This is a genomic window from Pseudoalteromonas sp. McH1-7, assembly GCF_013366255.1.
Lineage (GTDB): Bacteria > Pseudomonadota > Gammaproteobacteria > Enterobacterales > Alteromonadaceae > Pseudoalteromonas > Pseudoalteromonas peptidolytica.
In genome coordinates this window covers 41,593-53,384 of sequence record NZ_JABWPQ010000027.1, presented here as the reverse complement: position 1 = coordinate 53,384, position 11,792 = coordinate 41,593, and the positions used below count along the sequence as shown (strand labels likewise).

At 41.3% G+C, this 11,792-nt stretch carries 9 protein-coding genes; 5 read left to right on the top strand and 4 right to left on the bottom strand.

What is annotated here, in order from left to right:
* The first annotated feature begins 109 nt into the window (after window positions 1-109).
* Complete coding sequence (locus HUZ36_RS17745) at window positions 110-2,716, top strand: ExeM/NucH family extracellular endonuclease (RefSeq protein ID WP_176033567.1); 2,607 nt, start codon at window positions 110-112, stop codon at window positions 2,714-2,716.
* Between the two features lie 157 nt (window positions 2,717-2,873).
* On the opposite strand, the gene HUZ36_RS17740 is transcribed toward HUZ36_RS17745, so the two are convergent.
* From HUZ36_RS17740 to HUZ36_RS17730, 3 genes are all read right to left on the bottom strand, one after another.
* On the bottom strand, window positions 2,874-3,839 hold the full coding sequence (locus tag HUZ36_RS17740; RefSeq protein ID WP_147390141.1) for a hypothetical protein: 966 nt from the start codon (window positions 3,837-3,839) through the stop codon (window positions 2,874-2,876).
* Window positions 3,840-4,025: 186 nt separating this feature from the next.
* Window positions 4,026-4,496 carry an energy transducer TonB gene (locus tag HUZ36_RS17735; RefSeq protein ID WP_176033566.1) on the bottom strand — a complete coding sequence of 157 codons (471 nt, stop codon included), beginning with the start codon at window positions 4,494-4,496 and terminating at the stop codon, window positions 4,026-4,028.
* A 72-nt stretch (window positions 4,497-4,568) separates the two neighbouring features.
* On the bottom strand, window positions 4,569-5,099 hold the full coding sequence (locus HUZ36_RS17730) for a GNAT family N-acetyltransferase (RefSeq protein ID WP_176033565.1): 531 nt from the start codon (window positions 5,097-5,099) through the stop codon (window positions 4,569-4,571).
* Between the two features lie 485 nt (window positions 5,100-5,584).
* On the opposite strand from HUZ36_RS17730, the gene HUZ36_RS17725 reads away from it, so the two are divergent.
* Both HUZ36_RS17725 and HUZ36_RS17720 read left to right on the top strand, forming a co-directional pair.
* Complete coding sequence (locus HUZ36_RS17725) at window positions 5,585-7,867, top strand: InlB B-repeat-containing protein (protein WP_176033564.1); 2,283 nt, start codon at window positions 5,585-5,587, stop codon at window positions 7,865-7,867.
* A gap of 221 nt (window positions 7,868-8,088) precedes the next feature.
* On the top strand, window positions 8,089-8,808 hold the full coding sequence (locus HUZ36_RS17720; protein ID WP_176033563.1) for a DUF4386 family protein: 720 nt from the start codon (window positions 8,089-8,091) through the stop codon (window positions 8,806-8,808).
* A 91-nt stretch (window positions 8,809-8,899) separates the two neighbouring features.
* Here the strand turns inward: HUZ36_RS17720 and HUZ36_RS21990 are convergent, their stop codons facing one another.
* Window positions 8,900-10,090: a helix-turn-helix domain-containing protein gene (locus HUZ36_RS21990; RefSeq protein WP_176033562.1), complete on the bottom strand. Its 1,191-nt coding sequence runs from the start codon at window positions 10,088-10,090 to the stop codon at window positions 8,900-8,902.
* 205 nt (window positions 10,091-10,295) lie between these two features.
* On the opposite strand from HUZ36_RS21990, the gene HUZ36_RS17710 reads away from it, so the two are divergent.
* Together HUZ36_RS17710 and HUZ36_RS17705 are read left to right on the top strand one after the other, a co-directional pair.
* On the top strand, window positions 10,296-10,751 hold the full coding sequence (locus HUZ36_RS17710) for a DUF6326 family protein (protein WP_176033561.1): 456 nt from the start codon (window positions 10,296-10,298) through the stop codon (window positions 10,749-10,751).
* A gap of 42 nt (window positions 10,752-10,793) precedes the next feature.
* Entirely contained in the window at window positions 10,794-11,783 is a 990-nt protein-coding gene (locus HUZ36_RS17705) for a tetratricopeptide repeat protein (protein WP_176033560.1), read from the top strand.
* Window positions 11,784-11,792: the final 9 nt, after the last annotated feature.

Below are 11,792 nucleotides of genomic sequence, written 5' to 3'. Positions count from 1 at the left end.
TAAACCAATGTAAACAAAACATCAAGTTTAATTGAATTGTCATCAATAGTGATTAGAATATCGACCCGAATAAATATTCGAAAAATTATAATACACGGGAAAATAAAAAATGATTAAAAAATCAATTTTAGCCTCTGCTGTTACATTAGCTTGCCTAAACGCTCAAGCAGACGTCATTATCTCCGAATATATTGAGGGTAGTAGCTATAACAAAGCAGTAGAGCTCTATAATGGTAGCAATACTGCGGTAGACTTGAGTGGCTACTCAATAAACTTCTTCTTTAATGGTGCAACCGAAGCCCGCACACAAATCGAACTATCTGGAGCGCTAGCGCCAAAGTCTACTTACGTTATCGCACATGCTGATGCAGCTTCAGATATCTTAGCCAAAGCGCAGTTAACTAACTCTAGCAGCTGGTTTAATGGTGATGATGCGATCACACTGACACTTGATGGCAATACTATTGATAGCTTAGGTCAGCTAGGTGTTGACCCAGGTAGTGAATGGATTGATGGCGAAATCAGAACAAAAGACAAAACTCTAGTCAGAGATCCGGCGGTAACGCTTGGACGCACCGATCCTGGTGAAGCATTTATAGGTGAAGGGCAATGGCTCGCGCTGTCTAAAGATGACTTTAGTAACCTAGGTGTACACTCAAACGGTAATGATATACCAGAGCCAGAACCTGTAAAGTGTGGTGAAAACAATACCTTAATCAGTACAATTCAAGGTGCGGGCGATTCTAGCCCAGTTGCGGGTGAGGTCGTTGAGGTTCAAGCTGTGGTCACCTCAAGCTTGCAGTCTGACACAGGTCTTAAAGGCTTCTTTATTCAAGAAGAAAGCGCTGATTACGACAGCGATGAAAATACTTCAGAGGGTATCTTTGTCGCATATAACAACACCTCGGTTAGCGCCGGAGATGTTGTGAAGCTGCGTGGTAAAGTTGAAGAAAAATATGGCCAAACGCAACTTATAAATGTTGATGCAATTGAACTTTGTGGTACAACAAACGTGTTTGCAACCGCCATAACATTGCCTGTTCAAAGCAGCCTTGAGGCATACGAGGGCATGCTTGTTTCTATTACTAACGAGTTGGTCGTCAACGATACATACGGACTTGCACGTTACGGCGAAGTGCGTTTAGCTACCGAGCGCTTGTATCAGGCGACTCAAATCGCAGCGCCTGGTGAGCCAGCAAATCAATTAGAAGTACAGAACAAACGCAAAGAAATTTTGTTAGATGATGGTTCGTCAGTACAAAATCCTGAGGTGATCCCATACCCTTCCCCTACTCTTGACGCTTATAACACGTTACGTTTGGGTGATTCGGTGACTAGTCTCGAAGGCGTCATAGGCTATGGCTATAGCCAATACCGTATTCATCCAACCACAACACCAAACTTTGTTCATACCAATTTACGTACACAAGCCCCTGAAGTGGAATCCCGTGGCGATCTGCGTATTGCCAGTTTTAATGTCCTTAATTATTTTAATGGAGATGGCCAAGGAGCCGGATTCCCTACTCCTCGAGGCGCTGACAACGCTGAAGAGTTCGAACGACAAAAAGCAAAAACAGTCGCAGCAATCACTGCACTCGATGCTGATATTGTTGGCTTGCTCGAACTTGAAAACGACGGTTTTGATGAGCGCAGTGCGATTGCTGATCTGGTTAATGCGCTAAATGTGTCAGATCCTGTTAATACCTATGTGTTTGTTAACCTAAATACTGAGCGAGTTGGTGGTGATGCTATTACTTCAGGCATTATCTATCGCAGCAATAAGGTATCCGAAGTGGGCACACCAGCTTATACGGAAACTGTCCCCTTTGACTATGGTAACCGTCCACCAGTAGTACAAACTTTTAAAGACATCACTAGTGAAGAAACATTCACTGTCGTAATGGCTCATTTGCGTTCAAAGGGAAGTTGTTCTAAAGCTGAGGGCTCAGATCAAGATCAGAACGATGGTCAAGGCTGTTGGAATCAAACGCGTGTCAATGCAGTAAATACGCTGTCACAGTGGTTAAATACCAACCCAACAGGGGTAGTAGAAGACGATGTCATTATATTAGGTGATATGAACGCGTATGCAAAAGAAGATCCAATTAACACTTATATTACAAATGGTTATGCTAATATCAAACAAGCCTTGCATGGTGATAATTTAGACTACTCGTACGTATACCAAGGACGTATTGGTAGCCTAGACCACGCGTTTGCTTCAACTTCCATGATGACAAAAATAAAGTCTGTGACTGATTGGCATATTAATGCAGATGAGCCTGTTGCGCTGGACTACAATACTGAATACAAATCAGATAACCATAAGGCAAGCTTGTACGCGCCACACCCTTATCGCGCGTCAGATCATGATCCAGTTGTTATCGATCTTAAGCTAGCGGTAGAGCCTACTGTTATCGAGGGTGAATTTTCTGGTCTTGCAGGGTGGTTTTGGTGGCAACATCGCGAAATAGAGCTACCAGCAGGTTTTGATAAATTAGAAGTGTCAATGACAGGTCAGGGTGAAGCTAATCTGTACGTGCGCCACCAGCATGTGCCAAGCTTTTTCCAGTATGACTGTCGCCCATACCTTTGGGGTAGCACTGAGAGTTGCACATTTAATCAGCCAGCCGAAGGAAAATGGAACATACGTGTGCGCGGTTTGTTGCCGTATTACAATGTCACTATTAAATATAAGGCAACCAAAGCAAATTAACCTAAGGTTTGGCTAGTTAATAACACTTATCAGCCTTTACTAATTGGCTTATTTAGATTTTCTAAATAAGCCAATTCATCACTTTTCAAACCTTTCCTTAACAAGTTGAGCTAAGCAGAAGCTTTAAAACAATTTTCTTATTGAAATGCGCTAGCCGTTAAACGCAGCTGACTGGACACTTGTCGGGGCCAAGTGGATTTTTCCTACGTACGCTATCTAATTGTACTTCAATCGCATTTGAAATTTTTACGTTTAGTGAAGCTGTATGAGGCTGATCACCATATGTTAATGAATTACCAGACACAGAGATGCGAACCGATTGACCATTACTCATATTGCGAATAGCATCTTTGGCTTTGACACCCAAGTCTTCACCAGCATAGAAAAACTCACCACTGGGGATCGCTTTATCCAAAGAGAAGATGGTACGAGCGCCGCTGAGTTTATCGTCATTTACAAACCCTGCCATTTCTTTTTTCATTTTTGACTCAAAAAATGAATCAACGAGGTTAGAAAGACCAGGAATGCTGATCCCCAAAAAGCGTGTTTCAATATCAACATCTAAATTGATAGGTCTAACACTTAAGTTGGATACTTCACCACTGTAGGGGTTGTAAGTTGCGGTTGCCCAAATCTCAGGTGTACTTATTCTTCCATACGCTTTGAATATAATAGAAGGTGTGTTTTTAAGGGTAATTTTTGACTTTGAATTAATACCAATGCCGCCGATCTTAGCGGTTACTTGACCATTCGACTCTTTCAACTCAAATACCAAAGGCCCATTGATACTTGTTGAGACATAGTCTAGGTCAAAGCTGCCATTAAGATTTGCATCCATCATCTGATACATTTGCTGTTTGATGTCCGCTTCTAGCGCATTTCTACGTGCCGAAGTCTTAGCCAACACTGATTTTACATAATTGTTTTGATCCAATGCGCAGCTTTGATAGCTACCATACGCAACTGAAGCCGAAACACGTGTAACATAATCATCACGGTTATACTGCTCGAACAAGTTATATAGGTTACATTCGCCAATATTATTATTAATTGCGGCAGAAGCGGCTGTTGGTACAACGCCAGCGGTAAGCACAGTTGCAAACACAAGTGACTTTGAAATCATTTTACATCTCCTTTGGTCTATTTCAGATTTCGGGTACAAGTTAATATTCCTAAACTTCATTGTCAAAGAATAATTAACCTAATTAACAACCAAAGTAAGGGTGTAACAAGTTGTTACATAAGTGTTTTGTTTTAGAGTTTTCATCCTAGCTGCAATGCCTAGCTATATGACAAACGAGGCAAAATACTAACGCCTAAGTTGTGATGCAAACTGACATACTCGCTGTGCTTCATCTGCGTTGCTTTGCCCTTGGGTAACCCAAAACTCGAGCTTAGTATCAATAAGAATAGCTTGACGGGTAGAATTACCCGGCTCAGGCTCCCAGCGCCATTTATTTACCGCTTGAAGTGCTGCGTCGTCAAAAATCCCTTCTGGGTAACTCTGGATCACTTTATAGCCCCCAGCTTTTCCCTCAGGAGTGATAGCTATTGATAAAGTAACGCATCCAGAGAGACCCTTTCTAGCTGCATCTATTGGGTATAATGGCTCACTCCTTTGGGTTTGCACCCAATATCCATCAGCTTGTACCTTCATCGGTAAATGTCTCATATCAAGATATTGGAAACGTTCTGCCTGTTTTTCGGTTGCTGTGGTAGCCGCATTGTTACTTTGGCACCCACAAAGTAGTAGTAATGCTACAAGCGAGATTTTTTTCATATTTAATGATTCCCTTTAAATAAAAGCGATAACGAGTGTGTAGTTGAATCTTACATATTTTGTTTGCTGCGCTTAACAGATTTTTTTATTGTAAATCTGATAGGTATAAGCATCATGCTTGTCACCCGCTATATCTAAAAATGCCGGTAAACAACTTTTACGTTTCATGCCCAATTTAACCATAAGTCTCTGAGATTGAAGATTATCGACAGCACATATGGCTTGAATAATATTAACATTAAAGCTGTTGAATCCCTGCTCAATGAGAGCGCTTGCTGCCTCTAATCCGTATCCTTTACCAATCTCACGTTCAGCCAAGCGAAGTCCAATTTCCCCTATTTTTTGCGTTTTATCAACATATTTGAACACCAACTCACCGATAAGTTGTGCTCGCGTTTTATGTATAATCGCAAGAATAAGGCGCTCACCTGGTTCTGCGTTCCAGGGTTTACATGCTTGTCTCAGCCTTTCTTTTGCAGACTCTCGAGTAGCTGGCAAACCAATATACTTAGAGGTGATCGGGCTTTTTCTGTGTGCGAATACAGCATCTAAATCTGCCATTGTCATTCGCCTTATCGATAACCGTTTTGTTTCAAACTGCATCTTCACTTTCCTTATTAACCAACGTAAAACACAACCTTGCGGCCTACTCAAACACCGGCGTTACATGCTTTACATCACCACAAGGACTATTAGTTAATCGTAAAGATTATCGTTTTTTACATTTGTTCACAAATTGGAGTCAGTGGTGTCTCTGTAAAACCTATACATCATGATAAATTAGGTTGTTTACTCCAATATAAGTGCTAGTAACGCAATGTCAGATTGCTGCAAAAGTGCATCAGCGGGCAAGTACAAGATTTGTAATACAAATATGCTTAACTAAGTGATCGATTTTGAGGCAAGAGTTTTTCTGTTTAGGTGTCCTAAACAAGAAATTTTTAACGCAATGGGCGTCAGATTTAGGCCTTCGAATTGAGCAAGAATTAAGACTAATTGATATAAATTAACGTCTTAACAAAGACAGTACTCCAGCAGTTTAGATTATGCTCACTAGCAAGCTAGATAATGACTCTAAAGGAATAACAATGAGTTCAAACCGTTTATACTCAATCAAATTTCTCTCTGTGCTATGTGGCATGACTATAATAACTACCCATGCTCAAGCGCAGTTACAGACTGATAACGTTATAGGCTCAGCAGTAGAGTGTAATAGCAAGATAGACTTGCTCACCGACAACCTTAAAACAACCATAGGTCACCATTCTATACCCGCAAAAGCGCAACTAGAGCTAATCGCTACAGACTGTCAGCAAGCGCAACCTACTACAACTGCCGACCGTACACCTCCTGAATTAAAGTCCATTTATCTCAGTAGCAAAACTGTTAATGTTGAACAAGGCGATAAGACCATTAATGTAACCATTCGGCTTTACGACGAAAGCGGTATCAAGAGTACGCGTGTGTATCTATCTCCTCCAACAGGGTTTAATTGGGGAACCAATAAGTCTGCGTTTGCAGCAAATTGGCAACAAACGGATGAAGTAGGCGTTTATGAAAGTACCGTTAGCTTTAACTTTACCGAAACAGACCTCAACGGCACGTGGTTTTTGACCTTAGCGATGCTAATAGATAATAACAACGCAGCACGCTTTTGGGTACGAGATAGCGAAATGGAAGCTGCAGGCTTCGACCCGTATGTCACCGTGGTGAATAGTAAAGTCTCAGAAACAGTTGCACCAGAAATAAAGAATATCACCATTTCAGCATCAGAGATTGATGTAGATTCTGGCGACAAAAACATTGATATAACCATTGAAGCTTATGATCAATCAGGAATGTCCAAAGGGGTTGTGAAACTATCGCCACCAACTCAGTATAAATCAGTAGCAACTAAACAGGCAGAATCTACACAGTGGCAAGAAACGCAAGAAGAAGGGATTTATAAATCGACTTATTCATTCGTATTTTCAGGGGATGCTCTGCCTGGTGAGTGGCTTATTTCTTCTGCAACATTAACAGATAGCAGTGGCAATACTGGCGTTTTCAACCATGGGCAATTACACCAACTTGGTGTGCCTGTTACTTTCAAAGTAAGCAACAGTAACCAGTTAGACATTTTCCCTCCCCGCACTGAATTTGTTGCGCTTTCTACAAATGAATTGTCATCCGCAGTAGGAGAGCAAAGTATTACTTTACAAGTCACTATGTCTGATACTTCTGCTATGGAAAAAGGCTACTATGTACTGCGCTCACCAGAAGGCAGCACGGCTCAGGATAAACTATTTACCATCGAGCAGTGGCAACAAGGCGACAAGGAGCATGAACAAATAGGCACTACAACAATCCAGTTTAGTGGTGAAGAGCTAAAGAGCGCTCAAGGGGTGTGGACGTTCGAGTCAAGTATCCAAATCGACTCGAAGGGAAATTACAGCTTCGGTGCGACGGCTCGCGAACTAACAACTTTAGGGGCAACACCATACCTGTTTGTTGATGTTGATAATGTAAGTAACCTTGCAGTATTAAACCTACCAGATCCGCATTCCATTAAACTAGGTGCTTCACAGACAATAAATTTTGAAGTATCGGAGCAGACACTGAATTTGTTGCCTGACTATTTCACCATAGAAATAGACGCAGCTTCTGAACTGGCTGTGGATGTTAAATCAGAAGATCAAAATTATTCCGTGACCTGTAGTAATGAAGGCCAAACTAAATCATGTCTGTTTAGTGGTATTAGTGGAGTTAAATCAACTTCTGCGGCGCTGACTATCACGCCAAATAAAATAGGTACTTTCCCTGTATCTTTGAGACTGACAAGCCAAAATCATGAGTTAAAGTATAGTGATAATCAACGCACTTTAGCTGTGTTGGTTGATGAGCCAACGTTATTTGAAGTTATTTTTAAGAACTGGGATGGCACCTTACTCTCAACTCAAACCATTGCTGAAAATGCTCCTGCAACAGCCCCAGAAGTACCACTTAGAGAGGGCTACACCTTTTCAAACTGGAGCGCTGATTTTAGTAAAATTACGCAAGATCTCACTATTACTGCAAAGTTTCAAATTAATAAATACCAAGTCAAATTTGTAGATTGGAATGATGCGTCAATAGCAACCGTTGAAGTCGAGCATGGCGCCGCAGCAACACCTCCGAGTGCACCAACACGCAGTGGCTATACTTTTATTGGCTGGGATACGACATTTGAACGCGTAACCGGTGAGATGGTGGTAAAAGCAAAGTATCAGGCGGATCAAGGCACCGAGAGTGGTGTACAAAATGATGCCGGTAGCTCTGGTGGTAGTGTTGGCTTTTTCATTCCGTTATTGAGCGCCTTATTAATCTCGTTTAGACGTAAGTATCGTGCTTAACTAAAAGTGATGAAAGAAACGGCTCAATATAACGTATTGTGCTGTTTCTTTTTAGGGCATCATCGATTTTTCTTTGCATATCTTTTCAATTGATTTTCGCTACAGAGCGTAACCCAATATAACACCTCTTGTTACAAACAAAGCGATGCCCCTTGGTGTGTTCTACTTTATATGTTGCTAAACTGCTAACAACAATCACTTATCAGTTAGAAGGAACCTCTATGTCACTACAACAATGGGGAGGTATTGCTGCACTCACCAAAGCTGCAACTTATCTATTTGGTTTTGTGCTTTTTTTCGGTGTATTAGATACCAGTAAGTATGATACTCCTGAACTTTCTTTAGATTTCTTAATACAAAACCGAGATACATTTTTTCTTGGCTATATTGTTATCGGCATTATCTTTAGTTTAGCCTTAATTGTGTTAGTGCAGACTATTTACCAACGCTTTAAGCGGTTTTCGCCCGAACTGATGAAGTTCACTAGTGTTATTGGTTATATTTGGGCAACAATCGTGCTGGCAAGCACTTTTGTATTCTTGACCAGTATTGAAGTAATTGCAGCATTGTATGAACAAGATCCAACCTTGGCACTAACGATAAAGCAAACCATTTCTATCGTTGTGAATGCGCTCGGAGGAGGCATTGAATTAGTGGGAGCCTTGTGGGTGCTGGCAATCAGTTATGTTGGCATAAAACATCGGGTATTTAGCCCTCTATTACATTATTGGGGGCTATTGGTCGGGTTAGCTGGGGTCTTAACTTTGTTTTCTGGTCTGTCTTTTCTCATCGAAAACCCGTTTTTTGAAGTCACCACGGCTATATTTGGTTTGGGACAGATCGTATGGTTTATTGCACTTGGTGTTATTCTCATCAAACACGCACCTGCTGGGTCACCTGACTCATATCAAGGACAAACGAGCAAGCATTCACCCATATAAAAAGTAGCTTGAATGGGAAAAGAGCTTAACCTCATTCTGTTTCAAAGCTTCTGGTTACTAGCGGGAGCTTTGGATACCACCTCCACCGGTATTATACGCGTCTGTGTTCAGTGTTTTTTTGTCTAAAAGCCTTTGGGGTCATACCCGTTTCTTTTTTAAATGCTTTGTAAAATGACGAGCGGGCATTAAACCCTACTTCAAGCGCAATATTAAGCACTGATGACTTACTTGATAGCAAATGTGACTTTGACGCTTCTATGCGCCATTGATTAACAAAATCAAAAAAGCTAACTCCTAAGGTCTCGTTTAGTGTCTGGGAAAGATAATTTGGAGACACCCCCGTGGCTTGCGCCAACTTTTGTAATGTCAGGTTGGGATCTAAAAATAATGCCTGATCTTGCATAGCCTCGTTTATTTTGCTCACAATGCGTTTTGACTGAGCAGCCCCAAGTGCAGATTTAGCGTATTTTTTATTGTCCAATTCGTTTACTATGGTTCCATCGGTTCCTTGCAAGGTGCCCGCAGCTTGAAACTCCAAAGGCAAAAGTAGCCGTTGCTTTTGTTGCATCGCAAAAAATGTCACACACCAGATCAATACCAATGCTGTAAACACCTCAAGTCTCAGTGTCAGTATGGCCTGACCCAATAAATTAGATAAAAACGTAGTAAATAGTACAAATATCCAAATACAGATCAACGCAAAGACTAAGCGCTTAGCAGCATAAAAGTGATGGTTGTCTAGGTTGGAATAGTAGCCTTTGATATGTGCATTAAATACAAACAGCCGCTTTGTGATGATAATAAGCGTATATGCACATTCAATTAACCACATACATATAAGTAACAACATCGAGACCGCTAATAAAATAGAGAAGCGTGCACTTGGCTCTTCATTTTTAACGAAAAGTGCATGGTGTTGCTCTGGTGGAAGCACGGCCATCATCGCAGCAACGAGCATCGCGGGCCATAACAACAAAAATGCGCGCAATTGTGAGCGATGCAACGTCCAGCTGTCTACCGTTGTGATCCCTTCAATATATAACCTCATTGCGGGGCACAATACAAATAGCATGACAAACCCAAAAACTGTGTAGGCTTGATACCACGTCGGTAAAAACGTCTGCACTAAGGTGTTCATCGCCAGCACACCACAAGCTGACAAAAATAGTACTAAAGGTAAGCGAAAAGTCCGAGCTCGTTGATGACTCAGCAATACTGGCACACTTAACACAATTTGACCAACAAGCATTGCGCTTAACACCATCACTATCGGATCTGTCACTTTTCACCCCTGAAATGTTATAAACAGACTTATATAGTCCTTTGTTTTTAATACTTTTAAATTTTATTTTGGCACTTTTATGTCCGTGCCTTTACGCATGGACGACCCATTCGTACATAACACTTATCCTCAAATGGTTCTGTAAGCAACCACGAAACAAAAAAAGTAACCTAAATGGGTACTTCATACGACTTGAGGAATTGGTATGACACATTCAACACCAGCAGATGAATACAAACAAGACCCAAAAATACGAATTAAACTAGCAACACTATGGCTTTTAGTCATGCTCAATATGGCATACGCTGACATTCTTGCTTTTGTATCAGCGTTTATCACACCAGGTGTGATTGACTCACTCATGGCCGGCTACTCTGGCGATGTTAAGCTATCACAACCGTTACTACTGATTTCTGCAATATTAATAGAGATCCCAATCGCCATGATTTTTCTATCTCAGTTTCTTAACTATCCATGGAACCGAGTATGTAATCTGATTGCCGCCCCATTAACCTTTGTATTTATACTCGCAGGCGTTGAAACTGAGCCATTTTATGTTTTCTTGGCAACCATTCAGCTCACTTTACTTTTATACATCGCATGGACAGCCATTAGGTGGCCTAATCCACTCACCCTTTCTGTGCAAAAAACACTTTCATAAACTCGCAGCCATTACATATTGTTGAATTTAAGGAATAAAACTATGTATATTCACGCTATATTACTATTTATGTTATTCGCCCATAGCACACTTACCCATGCTAACCTTGAACTCAGTCAACAAGCGTTTGATGAAGGAAACCTGCACCTTGCTCAGTCATTGTTAATCGAGCAACCGGCCTCAAGTTATAAAAAACCATTGCTGCTTGCCCACATTGCCATGAGGCGCGATGATTATAAAGCGGCGCGACAGCAAATCGAAGAGGCACTCAATCTTTACCCAACAGTGCCAGAACTTTATTTTGCCCACTCTCAAGTGGTGGCAAAAATCGCTGAACAAGCCAGTATTTTTAGTGTTGCAGGACATATCAAATCCCTCAAGCAATCTCTTATCAAAGCTGTTGAGCTTGCACCAGAGCACGCCGATTATCGTAGCGCTCTCATCAAGTTTTACATTAATGCCCCGTCGATGTTTGGCGGTGATAAACAAGAAGCTAAAAGACACATTGAAAAACTAGAAAAAACAGACGCTTTCTCTGCTCTATTAACACGGCTATGGCTGTATGCAAGGTTAGACGAGCAAGCAAAGTTTACTTATGAACTTGAACAAGGAGTACAGCAATACCCTCTAGAGCCTGCGCTTTATCATACTTTAGGTGCACTGTACTACGAATTAGACAAGCCACAACTTGCCTTATCATATTTACGTCAAGCCACCGAGATAAAAGCACAAACCAAAACACAACAAAAATACAAAGCCTTGTCGTTAGTGTTGATAGGGACTGTTAGTCTGCAACTTGAAGCGCACTATGATGAAGGCCAAAAAGCGTTAGAGCAATACCTAAATAACATGACCCCTAGTCATGATATGCCTGATAAGAGTCAGGTTAAATTTAAGTTAGCAACCATCGCCATACAGCAAAACAATGGTGAAATTGCCCGGCAATGGCTACAAGCGGTAATACGGGAAACGCCAAGCAACAAACTCAAACGCGAAGCGAAATCCGCACTCAAGAAGCTGGCTCGCTCGTAACGAGTACTT

Excerpts from the sequence above, each read along its gene's own strand:
- HUZ36_RS17745 (WP_176033567.1), top strand. The coding sequence starts at position 110 with ATGATTAAAAAATCAATTTTAGCCTCTGCTGTTACATTAGCTTGCCTA.
- HUZ36_RS17740 (WP_147390141.1), bottom strand. The coding sequence starts at position 3,839 with ATGATTTCAAAGTCACTTGTGTTTGCAACTGTGCTTACCGCTGGCGTT.
- HUZ36_RS17735 (WP_176033566.1), bottom strand. The coding sequence starts at position 4,496 with ATGAAAAAAATCTCGCTTGTAGCATTACTACTACTTTGTGGGTGCCAA.
- HUZ36_RS17730 (WP_176033565.1), bottom strand. The coding sequence starts at position 5,099 with ATGCAGTTTGAAACAAAACGGTTATCGATAAGGCGAATGACAATGGCA.
- HUZ36_RS17725 (WP_176033564.1), top strand. The coding sequence starts at position 5,585 with ATGAGTTCAAACCGTTTATACTCAATCAAATTTCTCTCTGTGCTATGT.
- HUZ36_RS17720 (WP_176033563.1), top strand. The coding sequence starts at position 8,089 with ATGTCACTACAACAATGGGGAGGTATTGCTGCACTCACCAAAGCTGCA.
- HUZ36_RS17710 (WP_176033561.1), top strand. The coding sequence starts at position 10,296 with ATGACACATTCAACACCAGCAGATGAATACAAACAAGACCCAAAAATA.
- HUZ36_RS17705 (WP_176033560.1), top strand. The coding sequence starts at position 10,794 with ATGTATATTCACGCTATATTACTATTTATGTTATTCGCCCATAGCACA.